This window comes from Rhodococcus sp. NPDC060176 (genome assembly GCF_042728675.1).
In the GTDB taxonomy this organism is placed as follows: Bacteria; Actinomycetota; Actinomycetes; order Mycobacteriales; family Mycobacteriaceae; genus Rhodococcus_F.
Genome location: NZ_JBHWYS010000001.1, coordinates 1,571,766 through 1,592,996, shown reverse-complemented (window position 1 = coordinate 1,592,996; position 21,231 = coordinate 1,571,766). Strand labels below are relative to the sequence as shown.

Annotated in this window: 17 protein-coding genes, 1 tRNA gene and 1 pseudogene; 12 read left to right on the top strand and 7 right to left on the bottom strand. The window is 62.5% G+C overall.

The features are described from left to right. Positions 1-100 precede the first annotated feature (100 nt). Genes ACFWEM_RS07685 through ACFWEM_RS07670 form a run of 4 tightly spaced genes read left to right on the top strand, consistent with a single transcriptional unit; the run spans position 101 to position 4,132 of the window. Positions 101-688, top strand: coding sequence for a nuclear transport factor 2 family protein (locus ACFWEM_RS07685; protein ID WP_378532485.1), 588 nt, complete (start codon positions 101-103; stop codon positions 686-688). Then, positions 685-1,455 carry an SDR family oxidoreductase gene (locus tag ACFWEM_RS07680; protein WP_378532483.1) on the top strand — a complete coding sequence of 257 codons (771 nt, stop codon included), beginning with the start codon at positions 685-687 and terminating at the stop codon, positions 1,453-1,455. Before ACFWEM_RS07685 ends, ACFWEM_RS07680 begins: the two co-directional genes overlap by 4 nt. Beyond that, positions 1,452-2,507, top strand: coding sequence for a dihydrodipicolinate reductase (locus ACFWEM_RS07675; protein WP_378532481.1), 1,056 nt, complete (start codon positions 1,452-1,454; stop codon positions 2,505-2,507). The genes ACFWEM_RS07680 and ACFWEM_RS07675 overlap by 4 nt, the downstream gene beginning before the upstream one ends. Then, the gene (locus tag ACFWEM_RS07670; protein WP_378532479.1) at positions 2,504-4,132 is read left to right on the top strand and encodes a long-chain-fatty-acid--CoA ligase; all 1,629 of its coding nucleotides are present in this window, start codon (positions 2,504-2,506) and stop codon (positions 4,130-4,132) included. The genes ACFWEM_RS07675 and ACFWEM_RS07670 overlap by 4 nt, the downstream gene beginning before the upstream one ends. A 74-nt stretch (positions 4,133-4,206) precedes the next feature. Here the strand turns inward: ACFWEM_RS07670 and ACFWEM_RS07665 are convergent, their stop codons facing one another. The 3 genes from ACFWEM_RS07665 to ACFWEM_RS07655 are packed head-to-tail and all read right to left on the bottom strand — an operon-like array spanning position 4,207 to position 7,727. Beyond that, positions 4,207-4,938, bottom strand: coding sequence for a hypothetical protein (locus ACFWEM_RS07665; RefSeq protein WP_378532477.1), 732 nt, complete (start codon positions 4,936-4,938; stop codon positions 4,207-4,209). Continuing rightward, complete coding sequence (locus tag ACFWEM_RS07660) at positions 4,935-6,452, bottom strand: carotenoid oxygenase family protein (protein ID WP_378532475.1); 1,518 nt, start codon at positions 6,450-6,452, stop codon at positions 4,935-4,937. The genes ACFWEM_RS07665 and ACFWEM_RS07660 overlap by 4 nt, the downstream gene beginning before the upstream one ends. A 42-nt stretch (positions 6,453-6,494) precedes the next feature. Further along, the gene (locus ACFWEM_RS07655) at positions 6,495-7,727 is read right to left on the bottom strand and encodes an acetyl-CoA acetyltransferase (protein WP_378532779.1); all 1,233 of its coding nucleotides are present in this window, start codon (positions 7,725-7,727) and stop codon (positions 6,495-6,497) included. A 123-nt stretch (positions 7,728-7,850) separates the two neighbouring features. On the opposite strand from ACFWEM_RS07655, the gene ACFWEM_RS07650 reads away from it, so the two are divergent. The 5 genes and pseudogenes from ACFWEM_RS07650 (at position 7,851) to ACFWEM_RS07630 (ending at position 12,746) form a co-directional block, all read left to right on the top strand. Further along, on the top strand, positions 7,851-9,062 hold the full coding sequence (locus ACFWEM_RS07650) for an acetyl-CoA C-acyltransferase (protein ID WP_378532473.1): 1,212 nt from the start codon (positions 7,851-7,853) through the stop codon (positions 9,060-9,062). Beyond that, positions 9,059-9,982 (top strand): SDR family NAD(P)-dependent oxidoreductase, encoded by a 924-nt coding sequence (locus tag ACFWEM_RS07645; protein ID WP_378532471.1) that lies wholly within the window; start codon positions 9,059-9,061, stop codon positions 9,980-9,982. The genes ACFWEM_RS07650 and ACFWEM_RS07645 overlap by 4 nt, the downstream gene beginning before the upstream one ends. After that, positions 9,979-10,803, top strand: a pseudogene (locus ACFWEM_RS07640) (DUF1295 domain-containing protein). The gene ACFWEM_RS07645 and the pseudogene ACFWEM_RS07640 overlap by 4 nt, the downstream one beginning before the upstream one ends. Further along, positions 10,800-11,666, top strand: coding sequence for an acyl-CoA thioesterase (locus ACFWEM_RS07635; RefSeq protein ID WP_378532469.1), 867 nt, complete (start codon positions 10,800-10,802; stop codon positions 11,664-11,666). Before ACFWEM_RS07640 ends, ACFWEM_RS07635 begins: the two are co-directional and overlap by 4 nt. An 81-nt stretch (positions 11,667-11,747) precedes the next feature. After that, positions 11,748-12,746 (top strand): winged helix-turn-helix transcriptional regulator, encoded by a 999-nt coding sequence (locus ACFWEM_RS07630; RefSeq protein WP_378532467.1) that lies wholly within the window; start codon positions 11,748-11,750, stop codon positions 12,744-12,746. Between the two features lie 9 nt (positions 12,747-12,755). On the opposite strand, the gene ACFWEM_RS07625 is transcribed toward ACFWEM_RS07630, so the two are convergent. Further along, positions 12,756-14,135, bottom strand: a complete 1,380-nt coding sequence (locus ACFWEM_RS07625) for an LLM class flavin-dependent oxidoreductase (RefSeq protein ID WP_378532778.1) — start codon at positions 14,133-14,135, stop codon at positions 12,756-12,758. Between the two features lie 243 nt (positions 14,136-14,378). On the opposite strand from ACFWEM_RS07625, the gene ACFWEM_RS07620 reads away from it, so the two are divergent. Both ACFWEM_RS07620 and ACFWEM_RS07615 read left to right on the top strand, forming a co-directional pair. After that, positions 14,379-14,454: transfer RNA gene (locus ACFWEM_RS07620), tRNA-Arg, on the top strand. A 49-nt stretch (positions 14,455-14,503) separates the two neighbouring features. Continuing rightward, a complete protein-coding gene (locus ACFWEM_RS07615; RefSeq protein WP_378532465.1) occupies positions 14,504-15,466 on the top strand; it encodes a formylglycine-generating enzyme family protein in 963 nt (320 codons plus the stop codon). Position 15,467: 1 nt separating this feature from the next. Here ACFWEM_RS07615 and ACFWEM_RS07610 read toward each other — a convergent pair whose 3' ends face one another. Together ACFWEM_RS07610 and ACFWEM_RS07605 are read right to left on the bottom strand one after the other, a co-directional pair. Continuing rightward, positions 15,468-16,385 carry a TauD/TfdA dioxygenase family protein gene (locus ACFWEM_RS07610; protein WP_378532463.1) on the bottom strand — a complete coding sequence of 306 codons (918 nt, stop codon included), beginning with the start codon at positions 16,383-16,385 and terminating at the stop codon, positions 15,468-15,470. Between the two features lie 32 nt (positions 16,386-16,417). Continuing rightward, entirely contained in the window at positions 16,418-17,086 is a 669-nt protein-coding gene (locus ACFWEM_RS07605; protein WP_378532461.1) for a TetR family transcriptional regulator, read from the bottom strand. 205 nt (positions 17,087-17,291) lie between these two features. On the opposite strand from ACFWEM_RS07605, the gene ACFWEM_RS07600 reads away from it, so the two are divergent. After that, a complete protein-coding gene (locus tag ACFWEM_RS07600; protein ID WP_378532459.1) occupies positions 17,292-19,628 on the top strand; it encodes an arylsulfatase in 2,337 nt (778 codons plus the stop codon). A 73-nt stretch (positions 19,629-19,701) separates the two neighbouring features. Here ACFWEM_RS07600 and ACFWEM_RS07595 read toward each other — a convergent pair whose 3' ends face one another. Next, a complete protein-coding gene (locus tag ACFWEM_RS07595; protein WP_378532457.1) occupies positions 19,702-21,204 on the bottom strand; it encodes a DUF4153 domain-containing protein in 1,503 nt (500 codons plus the stop codon). Between the last annotated feature and the right edge of the window lie 27 nt (positions 21,205-21,231).

Below are 21,231 nucleotides of genomic sequence, written 5' to 3'. Positions count from 1 at the left end.
TCGTGACACTTCAATTAACAGTGTGATAGAGATTACTACAGTAAGCAGAGGCACTCCGTCAACGTGCGGCTCCGCTCCGGGGCCGAGAAGGGACATCATCGTGAGGTCCAACGACATTCGCGCAGTCGATACCGGCGGGGGCCCGGGCACTCGGGAGTACAGCCCGATCGAAGCCCTCGTCGCCAAGCAGGAAATCTACGAAGTTCTGGCGCGTTTCCTCCGAGCCGCAGATCGCGGCGACGTCGAGGACGCCCGGCAGTGCTACCTACCCGGCGCAACCGAAGACCACGGCGGGGTCTTCACCGGCACTGCCGACGAGTACGTCGACCACATCGCCGGGGCCATAACGCACCCGCGGTCGCTGACGACCCACGCCCTGACCAACGTCTTGATCGAACTCGACGGGGACACCGCACGGGTCGAGTCCTACGTGCTCGCATTCGCACGAATCAAGCACTCGGACGGCATAGCCGACACACTCACCTCGGCGCGCTTGATCGACCGCTTCGGCTTCGAGGACGGCAGGTGGGGAATCCGCCACCGCGCACTGCGGTGGGACTGGAACCACGACATGGCCACTACCGAAGGCTGGATCTTCGGGATGCTCGCACCCGAATCGTCATTGAAGAAGAGCAAGAAATTTCCCGACGACCTCATCTACACCCGGCAGACACAGGAGAACTCATGACAACCTTTCGCGGAACTCCGGTCGAGGGTGCGACCGTCCTCGTCACCGGCGCCAATCGAGGCCTCGGGTTGGCCTTCGTCCAGCAGGCGAAGTTGATGGGCGCATCCAAAATCTATGCGGGGGTGAGAAATCCCGACGAGGCACCGGCCGAGCTGCGAGCCACGGGAGTGCACATCGTCGAACTCGACGTGACCGATCCAGGACTCGTCGACGCAGCGGCCAGTGCGTGCGGTGACACCACGGTCGTCGTCAACAACGCCGGACTGTTCACCGGGAATCGGTTGATCGAGGCCGACGACCGAGACGCCGCTCGCGCCGAGATGGAGGTCAACTACTTCGGACCTCTGACGATGATCCGAGCCTTCGCGCCAGTGCTCGCCGCCCGTGGCGGAGGATCGATAGTCAACGTCCTGTCCGTGGCCGCAATCGCTCCGACCGCTTTCATGGGTGGCTATTCACCGGCCAAGGCGGCTGCTCTGTCTCTCGGCGGAATCGCTCGCGCCGAACTCGAACCGCACGGCATCACTGTCACGTCGTTGATCGTCGGCAGCGTCGACACCCGCATGGCGTCACATGTGCAGGGCCACAAGGAAAACCCCCTCGACATCGCGGCAACCGGACTCGCCGCCATGCAACGCGGCGAGTGGACGTGCGACACCGATTTCATGGCAATCGACGCACGTGCGCGCCTGTCCCGCGACCCGATTCGGTACGAACGCGGACTGGGCAAGCTCCTCTTCGCCGGCGAACTGACCACCCGATCATGAGCGATCCGATTCGCGTTGCCCAGTGGGCGACCGGCGCCATCGGCAAGACGGCGCTGCGCGGAATCATCGATCGTCCCGACCTCGAGTTGGTCGGCCTGTACGTCTACAGCGACGCCAAGGCAGGTCGAGACGCCGGTGACATCGCCAGACGCGCACCGACGGGTGTGATCGCTACACGTGACGTGGACGAGATTATCCACTCGCGCCCACAGGTTCTCATCCACAGTCCGCGGTTACAGATTCCGTACGAACGCCACGACGACGATCTGTGCCGTCTGCTTCGAGCCGGGATCAACGTGATCACGACGGCCGGGCAGCACTTCCCCCGCGCACACGGCACCGAGCGCGAGCACATGTTCGCCCAAGCATGTAAGGAAGGAGATTCGACGCTCTACGGGGTTGGTGTGAGCCCAGGTGTCATCGGCGAGCGATTGGCGTTGGCTCTGACGGGAACATCGATCGAACTCGACCGAATCACGATCGACGAGGTGCTCGACGCTCGCGGCATGCCCGACCCCGACTTCGCGTTCACCGTCATGGGAATGGGCTCGCCCCCGGAGGAACTGGACGGAACCGGGCCGTTGCCCTCGCTGTACGCGTCGCTGTACCTCGAGACCATCGCGTTCATGTGCGAGCGCCTGGGCGTCACCTACGACGAGGTCGTCTCCGATCACAAGGCACTCCCCGCGCGTACGGATCTCGACGTCGCTGCCGGGCGCATAGCGGCCGGAACCGTCGGAACCACCGAATGGCGCTGGCACGCAATGGTCGACGGAAAGCAGTTCCTCACCCTCGCCATCATCTGGACCATGGAACCTGATCGCGAGGAATACGCGAGACGGGACCAATGGGAAGTCCACCTTTTCGGTAAACCCGAGATCGTGATGACCGTCAATCTGGTCGAACCGCGAGATCCGAACAGTCGCACAACAGCCGGTCAGTTCATCACCGCAGGCCCGGCACTACGCGCCGTCGAGCATGTACTCGCCGCTCCCGCCGGCATTTTCGAACCCCCTGTCTTTGCCCCCTTCAGATTGGAGCATTCAGCATGACAACTCAGCCGACGGCCGTAGATTCGACTGCCACCCGTGAACCCGCCGCCCGTGAACCTTCCGTGAACGCGCTCCTGCCCGACGGACGTCCGGTACAGAATCTGGAAGACCTACTCCGCAGCCGGGCTATTGCGAGCCCGGACAGCACCGCCGTCATCTCCGATGACGGTCGAACCAGCTTTCGCGAGCTGGACATCGAAGCCAACCGAGTGGCGAACGCACTTCTGCGCGATGGTGTTCGACCCGGCGACCGGGTGGCGTACATCGGCGCCAACGCACCGTCCTTCCTCTCCGCCTTGTACGGATCTTCGAAGATGGGCTCGATTCTGACGGCCGTCAACAATCGGCTGGCACCGGGTGAGGTCGACTACATCCTGAGCAACAGCGAGCCGACCGTCGTCGTCCTCGGAGCAGGCGATGAGGGCCTCTCCGACGTCGCGGCGGCGGTCGGTAGCGTCCGAACCGTCGTCACAGTCGACGGCGCCGGAAACTCGGTCTCGTGGAACGACTGGCTGTCCGGTGTCGGGGACGAAGATCCAGGGTCGTCGCGCCGTCCCGACGACACAGCGCTGATCTTCTACTCGTCGGGAACCACCGGTCACCCCAAGGGAATCGAGCTCACCGGCGCCAACCTCGGCCGAGCCCTCGCCACCATGTATCACCTGCTCGATCTCGACACCGACTCCGTGGCTATGTGCCCGGTTCCGTTCTTTCACGTCGCGGGGCTCGGTCTTGCCCTCGTCACGACGCTCGGCGGTGGCGCTCTACTTCTCGAGACCATCGCCGGGCCTCTCGAACTCGTCGCGCTGATGCAGGAGTACAAGGTCACGCATGCGGTCGCCGTTCCCGCGGTGATCAGCGTCCTGACCTCCCTTCCTGCTGTGCGCGAGGCAGATTGGAGTGCCCTGCAGTTCCTGGTCTACGGAGCCGCGCCGATGCCACTGCCCCTGTTGCAAGATGCGACCAAGGTGTTCGGATGTAGTTTCCTGCAGGCATACGGACTCACCGAGTCAACCGGAGGCGTCACCATGCTCACGCCCGAAGACCATCGGGCGACCGACGAGTCGACCGCGCATAGGTTGAAGTCCGTCGGGCAGCCGATGTTCGGCGTACCCATCCGCATCGTCGATCCCGTGACGCTCGAGGACGTCCCGGTCGGTAGCCGCGGCGAGGTCGTCATCGGCGGCGCTCACGTCATGAAACGCTACTGGCGCAACGAGGCAGCGACGGCGACCACCATGTTGGACGGAGACTGGCTCCGAACTGGAGACGGAGGATCGTTCGACGAGGACGGTTACCTCTACCTCCACGACCGTCTCAAGGACATGATCGTCTCCGGCGGTGAGAACGTCTATCCCGCCGAGGTGGAGAGCGTTCTCTCGGGGCACCCTGGAATCCGGGAAGTCGCAGTGGTCGGCGTTCACTCCGATCGATGGGGTGAGACTCCCATTGCGGTGGTCGTTCGAGCCGGCGATTCTGCTGCCACCGAAGCTGAGATCATCGAGTGGTCACGCGAGCGGCTGGCTCACTTCAAGTGCCCCAGTGCAGTTCGGTTCGTCGAGGAGCTGCCACGCAACGCAAGTGGAAAGCTTCTCAAGACTCGCTTGCGGCAGGACTTCGCCTGAGTCCATGACAAGAAATCGGGGCCGATCGCTTCGAGCGATCGGCCCCGGTTTCTGTCGTTCGATGTAAGGCAAGCTCAGCGTGGGTGAATCCGGAACTCGACGCCGCCGAGACTCAGACCGGGCTCGACGGCAGACGCGCCGCTCGACGCCGCCAGATCGATTGCACTGAGCATCGACCGCTCCCCCGGAACGAACGACACGACGCGCGATCCCAGCGTGATCGAGAGTGTTTGCGTCGAAACCGGTTTCTTTCCGAACACCTCGCCCCACAGTGCCGCCGTCTTGGCCGGATCGGGAGAGGACACGTCGACGCCGAGGATGTCGTCGACCCATGGATCGACCGAAACCTCCTTCTCCGTCTCATCCCAGAACCACTCGTCGGCGTCGGGAATCTCGTCGAGTTCTACGAGCAGTCCGAGATCACCGGGATGGAGCTGGACGATCCGGTGACCGTAGGCCTCGAGATCGGCCACTGTCCGAACATCGGCCGCAGTTGCACGTTCCAGATAGGGCTCGATGTTCGATACCTGGATCGAGAGTGCATAACCGCCCTCCCCTCCGCCCTTTCGGATCCATCTCGCCAGCGAGACAGTCTCGTCGAGCGGTGCGACGATCTCCAGAAAGGCTTGCGGCCCGACGGTCAGGGTCTCGTCGGCCAAACCGATGTCTTCGAGCAGCGGATCCGCGAATCCGGCAGCGAGATTCAGCGCTTCACGTAGTTGCCGACCGGTCTTCTCCAGGTCTCGTGCGCCGATCACCACCTGCCGCAAGATCTCCCAGGAGCCTGAGTCGGGCGTGGCCGTCACAATCCGACCGCTTCGGCTGCGGTGTCGGCACTCTGCCAGCGTCGGAGCTCGGCCCCCGGAGCCCACGTCGAGTGCGTACCACTCGAAATCCTTTCGGGAAGGCGAAGTTTGCACAGAGGACCGTCTCCGACGCGGGCGGCGTCGAAGATCAGGCAGAAGGACGCGTCCTCGTTCATGTCAGTGGTCAACGTGATGAGATAGCCGTCGTCTTCAGCGGTACCACCCACGCGCGGCGCCATCGAAGTCTCGCTGCCGTACACACCGTCACCGAAGGAGAATCGTTCCTCGTTGCCCGTCAGCAGGTCGTGTTTGACCAATCCGTCGAAAAGGAACCACGACGGCTTACCCGAAGCTGCGTATGCGTATCGGTATTTCTCGCCCGCGAAATTCCCGTTCATCATGCCGAATTCGGTGATCGAGTCACTGAGCTGCTCTTCACGCGTAGCTCCGGTGACCAGATTCAATCGCCAGCGGTGCAGCCGGGTCTGCATGCGATCGAGAGCGAGGAAGCGGAAGGCGCGTTCCCATTGATTGCCCATGCCGTTGTCCGACGGCTCCGGATCACCTTGGTAGAAACCGTCGAGAACTATTTCGTCACCCTCTTCGTAGGCGTTCACGAAGTGCAGGACGTAGGTCGGATCGGCCTCGAACCACTTGATGTCAGCGGTGTTTCCGCGGCGTGGGATGACTCCGAGACGCAGCGGGATTTCGGGATGGAAATTCGCGACGTGCGCGCCCTTCTCGAGCAGAACCGGATCCCAGAACAGGGGGCAATCGTTGAGGATCGCGTAGTTCTCCGTGAAGGCCATGTCGTGCGGCAAGCGCGGACCGGGAAGTGGGACATCGACGTAGTGGACCAACTCGTTGGCCGAGTCCACGACGCCGTAATGCATGTACGGCGCTTCCTTGCTGTAGTTGAAGAACAGCATTTCTCCGGTTTTGTCGTCCACCTTCGGGTGCGCGGACACACCCCATTCGAAGGGGAACTTGCCGTTCCAGCTTTCCTTTCCGAGTGTCTCCGCCGACATCGGATCGAGGCGATACAGATCCCCACACTGGTAGAAGCTGGTGAGAGCGGTTCCCCGGTGAACCACGACGTCGGTGCTGGACGCGTCCTTCATCCGGGTGCGTGCACCTTTGCCTCCCTCGGGGCGACTGAGTTTGGGAGACTCGGCGAGCCCTGCCCACAACGCAGCGCCGGCATCCTGCTCGGCCGCCAAGCCGTCCGTACGCACGAATCGGTTGCGGTAGAACGACTCTCCGTCGCGGAAGCCCACGATGTGAATCATGCCGTCGCCGTCGAAGGGGTGATATGCCTTCATCGAGGGATGAAGCGGATTCTCGGTATTTCGCAGGTAGACACCGTCGAGGTCTTTCGGAACCTCTCCGAACACAACTTCGAGGTTGTCCGCTTTGAACTCGGTGGTCTGCGGTTGCCACGGACCGGTGCGATACGGGTGATCGTCATCGGCGGGAAGGGTGGACAACAACTTGCCTACGATTTCGACGTCCATGGATTTCTCTTTTCAACTGATGGGGAAAGACTGGGCTGCAATTCAGGAAACGGCGTCGACGACAAAACTGACGGTGGTGGCCGTACTTCCGCCGAAGTTGAGCGTCGCAAACCGGTGTGCGCCCTCGACTTGGAAGCCGCCGGCCGTTCCCGTCACCTGATGGGCCGCATCGAGAAGCATGCGGACACCGCTGGCACCCACCGGATGACCGCCGCCGATCAGACCACCGCTCGGGTTGATCGGCAGCTTGCCGCCCATGGCGATGTCTCCACTCTCGATGGCTTTCCAGGACTCACCAGGCGCCGTCAGACCGATGTGGTCGATCGCGAGATACTCACTCGCGGTGAAACAATCATGTGTTTCGATCCCGTCTATCCCGGTCAGATCGACTCCGGCCCGAGAGAAGGCGTCCATCACCGCATCCCGAACGTGTGGCATCACGTAGGGATTCTCCGCGTCACGCGCCAGTTTCTGTTCGAGGCCCAAACCGACGGTGCGGTGGCCCCAGCCCGCGATCTGAGCCAGAGGGGTCGCCGCGGCACCAGGGTGCTCACGAAGGTACTTGTCCGTCACCAGCACCACCCCTGCACCACCGTCGGTCACCTGACTGCAATCGAATCGTCGAACACCACCTTCCACAACAGGATTGGTGGTGTCGTCACCACCCGCATTTCCGAGCAGATCGGGCACCGACCAACCGCGTGTCTGTGCGTTGGGGTTGTTCTTCGCGTTCGCGAAATTGATCTGCGAGATCGCGCGCAGGTGAGATTCGTCGATCCCGTAACGGCGCCCGTACTCCTTCGACACACGATCGAACATGTACGGCCACATGAATTTTGCTTCCCGACCTTCATGTCCGACCCAGGCTGCGGCACCAAGATGACCCGCTGCGTCGTCACCTGGAACTGTCTTCTCCAGTTCGATACCCATCACCAGAGCGGCGTCGTAATTCCCGGCACGCAGGTCTGCCATCGCGGCGAGTACCGCGATACTGCCCGATGCGCATGCCGCCTCGTGTCTGGACGAGGGCACACCCCAGAGATCCGGATGGACGGTGGCGGGCATCGCACCCAGCTGACCTTGGCCGGCAAACAACTGGCCGAAGGCATTACCGACGTGAATCACCTCGATGTCGGTGGCAGGAACCTTCGCCGCGGCCAGCGTGTGGTTCACCACCTCTTCGGCAAGGTTCGCGAAATCGAGTTCTTCACGGGTGAAGTTTCGTGCGAAGTCGGATTGGTACCCGCCGAGAATCCAAATGTTCGAAACAGTCATGACCTCTCCCCTTGCCGATCCGGCCTCGGTGACGTCACCGAGATACCCGTGTATCGGCGGTTGTAATTTCATCGCAACCGTACTACAACTAGCAGAGTAACTCTACTAATTGAAGGGTTGAAAATGACTGATGCTTTTGTCCTCGACTACGTGCGCACGCCGCGCGGTCGAGCATCGGCGCGAGGCGCCCTCCACGAACACAGCCCCGTGGATCTTGTGGTCCACCTGGCCAAGGCTCTGCAGGGTCGAACAAACCTCGCCACAGAACAGATCGACGACGTAGTTCTCGGTTGCGCATCGCAGGTGGACGAGCAGGGCGCGAACATCGCGAGAACTGCCGCACTGCTGGCAGGTTGGGGCGACTCCGTTCCCGGCGCGACTATCAACCGATTCTGCGCATCCGGTGTCGACGCAGTCGGCCAGAGCGCAGCCCGTATCCGAGGTGACGACGTTTCCCTCGTCGTGGCAGGCGGTGTCGAAAGCGTCTCCCGCACCCCGATGTTCAGTGATCGCGGACCGCTGTGGACCGACCCGGCGACTATCGCGCAGATCGGCTCCATCCATATGGGTGTTGCCGCCGACTTGAATGCCACGATCGAGGGATACTCCCGCGACAAGTTGGATGCCTACGGCGTCGAAACCCAGCACAAGGCTGCCGAAGCGTGGCGCAACGGGGCGTTCGAGCGATCGGTTGTACCTGTTCCCGGAAGAAACGGTGAGGCGGGAATCGCGCACGACGAACTGGTCAGGGCAGACACGACCGCAGAGGGACTCGCCGCACTTCCGGCCGCATTCGAAGGACTCGGCGCCGGAGGTCAGGACGCTCTCGCGCTCGCCGCCTACCCAGAGGTCGGAAAGATCGAACACCTGCACACCGTCGGATCCTCTCCCGCCATGGCCGACGGAGCGGCACTCCTACTCCTCGGGTCCGAGAAAGCCGCTGCCCGAGCCGGTTTGACACCTCGCGCACGGATCATCGGGTCCGCGTCGACATCGGTGAATCCGGTTCTCATGCTCACGGCAGGTCAGAGCGCCGTGGAGGCCGTCATCGCGCGAGCCGGACTGCGTCCGCAGGACATCGACGTGTTCGAGTTCGCGGAAGCCTTCTCCGCGCTCTGCCTGCGATTCCGTCGCGACCTCGACGCCGGGCCGGACCGGATGAACCCCAACGGCGGAACGATGGCGATGGGCCATGCATTCGGCGCTACCGGAGCAATTCTCGTGGGCGCGTGCGTCGACGAACTTGTCCGAAGCGACGGGCGATACGGCGTGGCCGCGGTCAGTGGCGCTGCAGGCGTCGGAGTTGCCGTGCTCGTCGAACGGATCGCCTCATGACCGCCGGTGCACTCTCCGGTCGCGTTGCCGTCGTCACCGGAGGTGGCAAGGGCCTCGGCCGTGCCGTCGCGCTTCATCTGGCAAGCCGAGGCGTCACGGTTATCGTCAACAATCGAAATCGCACACTCGATGCGAGCGGCCGAGGCCCCGCAGATCAGGTTGTCGACGAAATCCTCGAAGCCGGTGGACAGGCCGTCGCCAACCACGACGACGTCACCGACCCCGACGTCGGTCGAAAGTTGGTGGACGACGCTCTCACTCGGTTCGGACGACTCGATTTCTGCATCACCAGCGCCGCGGTCAGCGGTCCGCAGATGCTCCACCGCACCACTGCCGAGAACCTCAGTACGGTCATCACGACAAACGTCGTCGGTACCGCACTGGTTGCAGCCGAAGCCTCCCGCGTGATGCGCGAAGCCGGGTTCGGACGCATCGTGATGATTGCCTCCACCGCAGGACTGCACGGTGAGCCCACCGTATCTGCTTACGCCGCAAGCAAGGGAGCCGTGATCGCCCTGGGCCGCACCGCAGCGGCAGAAGGTGCGAACCGCAACGTCTTCACCAATGTCCTTCTTCCCTATGCCACTACGCAGATGACCGAATCCGGAATGAACCCCGAATTCATCGACATCATGGGAGCCGACTTGGTCGCACCGGTAGTCACCGCCCTTGTCGATCCCGAGTCCACCACCAACGGTCAGGTGATAGTCACGGCAGGCAACGGCGTGCGTTCGGCCGACGCCGTCGAGGGCTCGACCGAATTTTTGCCTACCACCACCGAACTCGATGCCACGGCGCTCGATTCACTGCTCGTAGCCAGTCGACTCGGCACACCTCACACCTATTCGAGCGCACAGGAAGCCTTCGCGGACTTCGCTTCCGAACTGCTCGACCACCACAATCGGAAGGCGCACGCATGACCGGCATCCCACTGGGCGATCTAGCGCTGAACTTCGGAGTGAGTGCACTCGCCGTACTCCTCTTCATCGCCGCAGTGATGGCCGTCGCCATCCGAATGAACAATCACTCGATCATCGATATCTGTTGGGGGCCAGGCTTCGCCCTCGTCGCCGTCGTCTCGTACCTGACGTCCATCGGATCGGAAGGAAACGATCTGCGTCGCCTCGTTGTCCTTGCGCTGACCGTGGTGTGGGGGATGCGACTGGGGTTGTACATCGGCTTCCGAAACCGCGGGCACGGGCAGGACAAGCGCTACACTGCCCTGCTCAAACATCAACAGGGACCGTTGGTTCCGTTCTTGATTCGGAAGATCTACGGACTCCAAGGCGTTCTCATTCTCGTGGTGTCGCTGCCCGTCCAGTTCGCGATGTACGAGTTTCGCGCCCTCGGAGTCCTCGGCGCGATCGGCATCGCTGTCTGGACCGTCGGCTTCGTCTTCGAATCGGTTGGCGACTAACAACTTTCCCGCTTCAAGGCAGATCCGACCAATTCGGGAATGGTGATGGATCGTGGACTCTGGGCCTGGACCCGGCATCCCAACTACTTCGGTGACGCATGTGTCTGGGTCGGACTGTTCATCCTCGCGCTTGGTGATCAATTGGCGCTGATCACGATCGTCTCGCCGATCGTCATGATCAAACTACTGGTGAGCTACAGCGGTAAGGCCTTGCTCGAACGAGGCATGCGCAAGAGCAAAGGCCAGGCCTACGACGACTACGTCGCCCGGACCAGTGGCTTCTTCCCTCGTCCACCCCGTCCGGCACGAAACCACGCGTCGTGAGCGCCCCCACGAGTGGCCTCGCCGACGTCTTCGGCCTGGAATCGACCGGCCCGGACCGGTGGCAAGGGTTGAACGACGGTGTTCGGCTTCCTCAGTTGTTCGGCGGCCAACTGGTCGCGCAGTCGATTCTCGCGGCCGGACACACGGTCACCGACGGCAAAGCGATCAGTTCCGTCCATACGCACTTCCTGCGCCCCGGATCGACGAAGTGCGCGACCGAGTTCTCGGTGGATCGTCTTCGCGACGGAAAGCGCTTGTCCACCAGAGGCGTCGACGTCCACCAGGGCGGACGACTGGTCTGCCGTTCGACGGTCTCGGCCTCCTCGATCGACGAGGGCATCACTCACAGTCGAGCCGTCCCCGCAGCACTCCCACCCGAAGAGTGCGTGACCTTGCAAGAGTTGGCCGAGGCGGACGGCGGGTTGGGAGAAGTGTGGGAGGAGTTCTCCGCCATCGAGATTCGTGTGTCCCCACTCGATTCGCAGTCCCCCACGACACATTCGGCGGCGCCTCCGCGCAACATCTGGATGCGTTCGGCGCAGCGACTGAGCGAAGATCCACTGATTCACGTCGCTGCTCTTGCTTATGCCAGTGATTTGATGCTGATGGCCACCGCTTTGACTCCGCATGGATACGACATCGGGCAGGAGCACTCGCTCGACACGGATTGGACGGGAGTGTCCCTCGATCACACGATGTGGTTTCAGCGCCCCGTGCGAGCGGACGAGTGGCTGCTCTTCGAGCATTCGACCCCCACAGCTCATGCCGGCAGAGCGGTCGTGAATGCCGCTGTCTTCGATCGATCCGGACTCCAGATCTGCCAGATCACTCAGGAAGCATTACTCATTGCCCGTACCGAGTGATTCCCGACTCTTTCTGCAGACCACTCGGTACGCTCTCGCGGTGCGGCTGGGTTCACGGCCTATGATTTCGGGGTGGTACGAGTGAATGCAACCGACTCTTCGACACCCACCGCGTCGGCGGGCGTCACCGAGTTGCCCGCAGGCGGACCCAACGCACTGGCCGTCACGCTCGGGCTGTTGGGGGACGAGTGGAACCTCTGGATTCTGCGGTTCGCCCTGTTGGGGTCGCGGCGCTACAACGACTGGCTGGCACTGGGGGGAATCTCCAACTCCGTGTTGTCAGCACGGTTGGCGATCCTGACGGCAGGCGGAATGCTCGAGCGTCGTGAGTATCAGCAGAACCCTCCACGGCACGAGTACTCGGTCACTCGCAAAGGGCAGTCGATCTGGCCCGTCCTCATCACCATGTGGTCGTGGGAGAAGCAGTGGGCGCCCAATGAAACCGCGCCGCTACCACCACTTCGGCACAGCACATGCGGAAACGACTTCACCCCGATCCTGCGTTGCAAGGAGTGCGGCGAGGACGTGGACGTGCGGTCTCTGGACTCCGAAATGGGACCGAGTGGCGACTTCTCACGCAGTGTCCCCGAAGCAACATCGCGGCGACGCTCCACCAAGTCCGAACGCCGACCGGAAATTCTGGCTCACACGATGGAACTCGTCGGCAACCGCTGGTCAGCGGCGATCATCGGTGCGGCATTCCGAGGCGCGCGCCGGTACGGAGAGTTCGCCGAGATCACCGGTGCGCCACCGGCGATAGTCGCGGATCGTTTGAAGCACCTCACCGAGATCGGTGTGATGGAAACGCGACCGCTTCCGGATCGTCCCCAGTGGTCGGAGTATCGACTCACTGCCAAGGGGACGGCCTACTTCCCTGTCGTGATGTGCATGATCTCCTGGGGTCAACGTTGGTTCAGATCCGCGGACGGCCCGGACATCGTTCTCCATCACAAAGCTTGCGGTAAGCGATTCGAAGCAAGGCTCGGGTGCAGTGTGTGCGGTGATGAATTGAGGTCTTCGGACATCGAGGCGATCGACCTCACCACCTCGGTCCACGTACCCGGGTCCGGCTGGTCCTGAAGTCCCCGCTCAGCCGGCAGTGGGGATCCGGTCGAAGCTCCGGCCTCGGTGTTCGAGCGGCAGCCTGTCCCCTCGCCCGAACAGCTTGTTACGCAGCGTTCCCTCGTCGTAGTCGCTCTGGTAGGCACCTCGTTTGGTCAGCTCCGGAATCACATGCTCCACAATGTCTTCGAAGGTTCCAGGAGTCACCGCGTACGCGAGATTGAAACCGTCGACGTCGGTCTCGGACACCCACTCCTGCAACTCGTCCGCGACCTCCGCACCGGAACCGACGACGATCGGTCCCAGCCCGCCGATACCCGCCCACTCCGCGATGTCCCCCACCGTCCATTCACGGCCCTTCTCGTCGGCCTGACGAAACGATGCGACCGCGGATTGAATGGCATTGCTTTCGACGTTTCCGATCGGCTCGTCGGCTCGGTATCCGGACAGGTCGATCCCCATCCACCCCGAGGTGAAAACGAGTGCACCTTCACTACTCGCGTAACTGCGGTAGTCCTCGAGCTTCGCCTGGGCCAACTCGGGGGTTCGGTCGGTGACGATCGTCAACAGTGTGTAGATGCGGGCCGAGTACGGATCGCGGCCCACCTTGGTCAGCTCGTTTCGGATTCGGGCAACGGTGTCTTTGAGAATCGCCTTGGTCGGCGCACCGACAAAAATCGCTTCGGCATTCTCGGCGGCGAAGCGAACCCCGCGAGGCGACGCGCCGGCCTGGAAGATGACCGGCGTCCGCTGCGGAGAAGGTTCGGAGATGTGGATGCCCGGAACCGTGAAATGCTTGCCTTCGTGCTCGATCGGATGAACCTTGGAAGGGTCCGTGTAGACCCCGGTGCTTCTGTCCCGCACCACCGCATCGTCTTCCCACGACGTTTCCCACAACTTGTAGAGAACCTCGAGGTACTCGTCCGCGTGGTCGTAGCGATCGTCGTGCTGGAGTTGGTCGTCCTCGCCCATGTTCCGTGCGGCCGACGGGAGGTATCCGGTGACCACGTTCCACCCGATTCGCCCGTTCGTCAGGTGATCGAGGGTGCTCAAACGCCGAGCGAACGGGTACGGATGCTCGAACGCTGTACCAGCGGTGATCCCGAAGCCCAAGTGCTCGGTCACGGCAGCCATTGCCGACGCCAGTAGCAGTGGGTCCGAGACCGGTACCTGCGCGCCCTGCCGCAACGCTGCGTCGTGGTTCCCGCCATAGACGTCGTAGGTTCCCAGGACATCTGCCAGGAAGAGTCCGTCGAATCGTCCACGCTCGAGGAGTTTCGCCAATTCCGTCCAGTACCTCAGATCCGTGTACCTGGACGACTGGTCCTCGGGGTGGCGCCACAGACCTGGCGATTGGTGGGCGACGCAGTTCATGGCAAAGGCGTTGAAGCGGATTCTGCGGGTCATTCCCGCACCATGCCGCGCCTGCTCGGCGGTGACCACCATTGCGATCAGTGCGATCGGTTCGGCCGGCACCTTGCACGCGATAACACCGTCGACTTCGCCACCGCGTCGGTGGGCCGCTACACTGACTAGCGCAGCTGTGACGTCTGGGGCTTCGTGCCGACAGGTCGAGCAGATGCAACGGCAGTATCGGGAAGCGAAAACCCCCGCAGCACAGGGTTTTCAGTGCTTGTCGGTATGCTCCCCGCCCTCGTAGCTCAGGGGATAGAGCATTCCTCTCCTAAAGGAAGGGTCGCAGGTTCGAATCCTGCCGAGGGCACCAGGTGGGACTCTCCCCACACCGGCGCGACCAACGTGCCATTCTTGAATTCATGACGATGCCTCACTCCACGACTACTCCCCCGAAGAACATGTCGTTGATCCCGGGTGGAACGTACTGGATGGGCTCCGAAGACTTCTATCCCGAAGAACGCCCAGTTCACCAGGTCACAGTCGACGGATTCTGGATGGACACGACGGCGGTGACCGTCGCCGAGTTCCGACGCTTCGTGAAGGCAACCGGCCACGTCACCACTGCGGAAATCGCCCCGGATCCCGCCGACTATCCTGACGCCGATCCAGCCCTCCTCGTTCCGGGATCGTTGGTCTTCAATTCACCACCCGGCCCGGTTCCACTCGACGACTACACCCAGTGGTGGTCGTTCACTCCCGGCGCCGACTGGCGCCATCCCGAGGGCGCCGACAGCAATATCGGGGGACGTGAACGGCACCCCGTCACTCACGTGTCGTACTTCGACGCGCAGGCCTATGCCGCGTGGGCAGGCAAGGATCTCCCGACGGAGGCCGAGTGGGAGTTTGCCGCCCGCGGCGGACTCGATCGCCAGGCCTACGTGTGGGGCGATCACGACTCACCGGGAGGGCGGCCCGGTGGCAATGTCTGGCAGGGCCAGTTCCCCTGGGAGAACCTGCTCGAGGACGGGTACGAGCGCACCGCGCCGGTCGGAAAGTTCCGGCCCAACGGCTACGGGCTGCTCGACATGGCCGGGAACGTGTGGGAATGGACGGCGGATCATTACACGTCCGACCACGCCCACGGTTCGAAGAATGTCGCGCCTGCCTCTTCGTGCTGCATTCCGCGCAATCCCCGCGCGGAGTTCGCCACCGAGGTCTTGGCTGGCGAACCCTACGCACGACGGGTGATCAAGGGTGGCTCACATCTGTGTGCGCCGAACTACTGCTTGCGGTACCGCCCTGCCGCGCGGCAGGGCGAGTCCGAAGAGTCCTCGACCTGCCACGTCGGCTTTCGGTGCATCATCCGCATTCCGCAGACGTAGATCAGAAGGGCACGTCTCCGAGGATTGCCACCCGTTCCATCACGCGGCGATGAGGGAAGTAGTCGCTCGCCGCATAGTGCTGTGTTGCCCGGTTGTCCCAGAATGCAATGGAATTCGGCGCCCACTTGAAACGGCACTGGAAGTCCGGGACCTTGACCTGCGCGAACAACAGGTTGAGCAGATCGTTGCCTTCGGCAGGATCCATGTCCGGAATGTGGGTGGTGAAGAGGCTGTTGACGAACAGCGTCTTACGCCCGGTTTCCGGATGCTTACGGACCATCGGATGCAGAACCGGTGGGTACTGTTCCTTCATCTGCTCCAACTTCTCCGGGCTCATGCCGCGTCCGAAGGACGGCACGAAATCGTGGATGGCTTCCTTGCCGTCGATCAAGTCCTTGATCTCGTCCGGGAGGCAGTCGAAAGCATTTCCCATATCTGCCCACAACGTGTCACCACCGGCCGGCGGCACGTCGATCGCCCGAAGGACCGAACCGAGCGGCGGTGTCTTGGTCCAGGTGACGTCGACGTGCCAGATGTTCTCGGTGCCTGGACTGTCCTCTCCGCGTTCGAATCTGACGACGGCCGGGACCTCTCCCTGCGGGAGAAGTGGATGAATCTCGAGTTCGCCCCAATGGGCGGCGAAGTCACGATGATTCAGACTCGAAATCGGCTGGTCGCGGAAGAAGACCACCTTCCATTCGAGTAGGGCCCGACGTAGATCCTCGATCTGATCCTGCGACGGATCACGTAAGTCGATATCGCTGATCTCGGCACCGATGAACGGTGTGACGGGCGTCAGAGTGAACCGCTCGTACGGGCTCGATTCAATGCCTTCCGGATTTCGCCGCATTCCGCGTGGCCCGAATTCGATTGTGTGATTGCCGATTTGAACTGTGCGCGATGATGTAAGGGTAGCCATCAAATGACTCCGTCCTGTCGTGTCCTGAAGGGTCACACGTCAGTCGACGCGTGCACCCGCTGTGCTCGTGTGCGCTTGTGTGTGCTTTGGGGTGCAGTCAGGGCTCCCACCGCGAGATCGACCAGATGGTCCACCGTCGTATCGAAATCCGCCTGCACAACCGGGTTTTCGTCTTCGCGGCGCTGCTCGAATATGGCCAGCGCGGACACACTCATGTTGAACGACAGGTCGATCCGTTCGACCGCGACGCGGCGGGGCAGATGTGGCAATGCCCGCGTCAGTCTGCCGACAACTTCGTTGATCCCCTCGCTGACCTCACGGAACTCGGCGCTCTGCGTATCCACCGACGGCGAGACCCTCGCAATGAACCTCGCATAGTTGGAACCGTCGACCGTCGCCAGAAAATCGGCCAGCGGATACAGAAAGGCTTCGACCAACGCGCGGACCAGGTCAGTCCGCCCATTGGCGTCGATGTCGTCGAGATACGTCAGTCGCGCTGCATTGATCTGATCCATCCGATGGCGGAATACTGCCAACACCAAACCGTCTCGCCCACCGAAGTGATACTGAACCGCAGAGTTGTTTCGCTGCCCGGCCGCAGTCGCCACGTCCCTCATGGACACTTCGTGAATACCGTGCTCGGCAAACATCCGTTCAGCGACGGCGATCATGGCGTTCTTGGCATCCAACGAGGCGGGCATACACCGACCATATAAGTCACTGTCTTAATTCCGCAAGACCCAACCCCCGTGCGTGGTTAGGGAGTGCAGGGACTCCTTAACCACTCACGGGGGTGATTATCCCAGTCAGCGAGACCTACGGCGTCAACGGAATCCTGACCGATACGCTTCAGATTAAGACGACTGCTTAATCGACCCGGTTTTGCACACGCCAAGGAGCCTGCTGGTGAATCGCCATTCCATCCCGATCATCCCCGAGACGCCCAACGTCGCGGCCGCCGTGTACTACCCCGATCAGAATCCCCCGTACACCCGCCCGGAACCGCTTCGCCCACCCGCCGGGGCACCGAACGTGCTGCTGATCATGATCGACGACGTCGGATTCGGGGCGCCCTCTGCGTTCGGCGGTCCGTGCCGCACACCCACCGCCGAGCGTTTGGCCGAGACCGGCGTGAAGTACAGCCGATTCCATACCACCGCTCTGTGCTCACCGACGCGCGCTGCCACGTTGACCGGGCGCAATCACCACAGCGTCGGCATGGGAGTCATCTCCGAAATGGCTAATGCTGCACCGGGATACAACGGGACCCGTCCCGCTTCCGCAGCGACCGTTGCGCGCGTCTTGCAGGGTAACGGCTATGCGACGGGCGCTTTCGGCAAGATGCACCAGACCCCGACCTGGGAGACAACCGCCGCCGGGCCGTTCGATCGTTGGCCGGTCCGTGAGGGTTTCGACAAGTTCTACGGTTTCCTCGGCGCCGAGTCCGACCAGTTCACGCCAGTGCTCTACGAGGACTTCACCATGGTGGACTTACCGAAGACACCTCAGGAGGGATACCACTTGTCCGAGGACCTGGTCGACCACGCGATCGAATGGGTCGAGGGCATCAACACGATGGACCCCGACAAGCCGTGGTTCTGCTATCTCCCCTTCGGCGCTTGCCATGCCCCACTTCAGGTTCCGGACAGCTACCTGGACAAGTACGTCGGCGAATTCGATCACGGATGGGATCGCCAACGCGAGATCACCCTCGAAAAGCAGAAGGAACTGGGCGTCGTCGCTCCTGATACCGAGTTGGCCCCGTGGGCTCCGGGGCTCCCGCACTGGGACGAACTCGACGACGACCAGAAGAAGGTTTCGGCCCGTCTGATGGAGTTGTACGCGGCGTTCCTCGAGCACACCGACGACGAGGTCGGCAGGCTCGTCGACCGGTTGCAGGATATGGGCGTCCTCGACAACACCCTGGTGCTCTACATGATGGGTGACAACGGCGCTTCCGCGGAGGGCGGAATGGAGGGCTCGTTCAACTACCTCGCCGGCCTCAACGGTTACAAGAGTGCGACATCCGACGTGCTGGCGCGCTTCGACGAATTGGGGACCGAAACCAGCTACCCACACTATCCGGCGTCGTGGGCTCTGGCCCTCGACACCCCGTACCAGTGGGCCAAGCAGGTCGCGTCCCACTACGGCGGTACCCGAAACGGCCTGATCGCCCACTGGCCCAAGGGGATCGACAAGCCCGGGATCAGGGAACAGTGGCACCACTGCGTCGACATCACGCCGACAATTCTGGAAGCGGCGGGAATTCCGGCACCGACCAGCGTCGACGGCGTCGCCCAGAAACCGATGGAGGGTGTGGCGATGAACTACACCTTCGCCGAGCCCGACGCCGAAGAGCGCCACACCACACAGTATTTCGAGATCTTCGGCAATCGCGGAATCTATGATCACGGCTGGACCGCGGTCACCGCGCACCGCGCACCCTGGCTGATGGCGACTCACGGCCTCGAGCTCACCCCGATGAGCGAAGACCGTTGGGAGCTGTACGACACATCGGTCGACTGGTCGCAGGCCCGCGATCTTGCAGACGAGCATCCCGAGATCCTTGCCAGGCTCAAGGACAAGTTCCTCGTCGAGGCCGCCAAATATCAAGTACTGCCGCTGGACGACAGAACGGTCGGCCGTCACGCCACCGCGGAATCACGACCACCACATCCGATGATGGGCCGCAAGACCCTCACGCTGTACCCACACATGAACGGTCTGGTCGAGAAGGCCGCGCCGACGTTCTTCAACCGCTCGTACACGCTGACCGCCAGTCTGGGTAGCGTCGCGGACGGCATGCTGGTCAGCCTCGGTGGCCGGTTCGGCGGATTCGCTTTGTACATACTCGATTCCGTCCCCGTCTACTGCTACAACTTCAGCGGTGGAGGCCGAACCTACGTTCGCGGACCGGGTCAGCTGAGTGCCGACGCCAGCGAGGTGTCCATTCACTTCGAGTACGACGGCGGCGGAATCGGCAAGGGCGGAATCGCCACCCTGAGCGTTGACGGCGAGGTGGTCTCCGAGGGCCGGATCGAGAAGACCACGCGGGCGATCTTCAGCATGAACGAACAACTCGACGTCGGCATCAACCGCGGAAGCCCGGTCTCGGAGGAGTTCGCCGAGCACGGCACCTTCCGTTACGGCGGCACGTTGCACGGCCTGACCATCGACTTGCGCTCCACCCGCGACGTCGTGTCCGCGGAGGAACGGGAGAAAATCTCACTCGCCGTGCACTGATCGAACAGGCGACGCTCGCCGATTGTGCAGCCGCGCGCTATATCTGCCGCGCGGCTGCACAATCGCTCTGCGTCTATCCGACCGTGTACATCTGCAGGCATGGACCCACTGGGCGAGTCTCCACGATGTCACGGGCCTTCTCACGCGCCGCGTTGAACTCCCAGGGCGCACTGGTACCTGGCACTCCGTATCGATACCTACTCAACGCACACGAACGCTGCGGTTCCGGTAGACGATCCAAAGCAGGCACCGCGTCGACGGAGAGCCCGTGCAGGTAGGAGACGTCGATGCTCTTACCGCCCTCGAACCGCTCCACGTTCTTTTGCGCGATGTACGCGTCGGGGTCGAACACAGCGAATGCCAGCAGAGCAAGGGCAGAGGTGGCGAGAACAGCTGTGGGCAGCCACTTCCCGGACATCCGGATACCCGCGACGAGCAACAACACGAACACGAATCCCAGAAGCAACTCTGTCGCGAAGACGCTGACCCGCAGCACCGTGAAACCGTACTGATTCTCGTACAACCACATCCGGTGCACGGCCGATGCCACGATCACCAGGCCGAAGAGGCACAGTGCACCCAACAGACCGCGGGCCAGACGCCTCGATCCAGCATCGCGACGGTCGATGAACCGCACCGCGACGGCGATGACGAGCAGCGTCAGCACGGTCACTGCCATGAGCTGCCAGAAACCCTCACGTGCGTAGTCCGCATAGGTCAGTCCGTCGGTCACCTGAACGTGCTCGTCTCCCCCGAACAGCGTCTTTGTCTGCACTGCAACAAAACCGAGGAACAGGACGTTGAGCACGCCGAGCGGGACCGCCCATTCCCACATCGGCAACGGCGTCGCCGGCGCAGGCGCAAATGCGTCCACCGTCGGCGTTCTACGACGCAGATACACCGCAACCAGTGTGCCGAACGCCATCACGACGCCGGCGAAGATCCGTGCCCCCGGGTTCGACACCGAGATGGCAGGAGCGAAGCCACCGAAGATCTTCGCGAACTCCGGATCCGCACTCACGAACAAAGATCCGAAGATCAGCAGGAGGACAACAGACACTGCGCTCACGACGACAACTCGCACCGCCGGCACCCGCGGAGCAGAGCGGATAGCGAGTTTTCGACGACGAACGAAGTTCACCGTCCGGTGGGGCGCCCGCCAGGGTGCCACCGTTCCCAGGAGTATCCCGGTCCACGTCCGCCCACCGATCAGAGTCCACGTGAACAGAACCCACGCAGCTACGACGCAGAGGAACACCAACCACTCCGCACCGCGAACGGCGGCAACACCCAATAGCGCAAGCATCCCGATGGCGGCGACCCACTGCGTCACGGTCATCCGGGGCGGCGTCAAGATCCCGAAGACGATCACCACACCGACACCCACGATCACGTACGCGATACTGACGAACCCTGGATCGAGGATCAGGGCCGCAAGCACCCCTACTGCGGCCGCGCCGACGAGCATCGAGCGGGTGGCCATCGACGTTCGATCGGGGCGCCAGAACCGGCTGGGACGCTTGGGTTTTACGGCTGGCATCGGCGGTTTCGGTGGAATTACTATCGGAGCGCTCATGTGATCTCCTATGTTTCTGGTTCAAAT

Coding starts and splice junctions, on each gene's coding strand:
- ACFWEM_RS07645 (WP_378532471.1), top strand. CDS start 9,059: ATGACCGCCGGTGCACTCTCCGGTCGCGTTGCCGTCGTCACCGGAGGT.
- ACFWEM_RS07670 (WP_378532479.1), top strand. CDS start 2,504: ATGACAACTCAGCCGACGGCCGTAGATTCGACTGCCACCCGTGAACCC.
- ACFWEM_RS07610 (WP_378532463.1), bottom strand. CDS start 16,385: ATGGCTACCCTTACATCATCGCGCACAGTTCAAATCGGCAATCACACA.
- ACFWEM_RS07595 (WP_378532457.1), bottom strand. CDS start 21,204: ATGAGCGCTCCGATAGTAATTCCACCGAAACCGCCGATGCCAGCCGTA.
- ACFWEM_RS07675 (WP_378532481.1), top strand. CDS start 1,452: ATGAGCGATCCGATTCGCGTTGCCCAGTGGGCGACCGGCGCCATCGGC.
- ACFWEM_RS07655 (WP_378532779.1), bottom strand. CDS start 7,727: ATGACTGTTTCGAACATTTGGATTCTCGGCGGGTACCAATCCGACTTC.
- ACFWEM_RS07660 (WP_378532475.1), bottom strand. CDS start 6,452: ATGGACGTCGAAATCGTAGGCAAGTTGTTGTCCACCCTTCCCGCCGAT.
- ACFWEM_RS07625 (WP_378532778.1), bottom strand. CDS start 14,135: ATGACCCGCAGAATCCGCTTCAACGCCTTTGCCATGAACTGCGTCGCC.
- ACFWEM_RS07615 (WP_378532465.1), top strand. CDS start 14,504: ATGACGATGCCTCACTCCACGACTACTCCCCCGAAGAACATGTCGTTG.
- ACFWEM_RS07605 (WP_378532461.1), bottom strand. CDS start 17,086: ATGCCCGCCTCGTTGGATGCCAAGAACGCCATGATCGCCGTCGCTGAA.
- ACFWEM_RS07650 (WP_378532473.1), top strand. CDS start 7,851: ATGACTGATGCTTTTGTCCTCGACTACGTGCGCACGCCGCGCGGTCGA.
- ACFWEM_RS07680 (WP_378532483.1), top strand. CDS start 685: ATGACAACCTTTCGCGGAACTCCGGTCGAGGGTGCGACCGTCCTCGTC.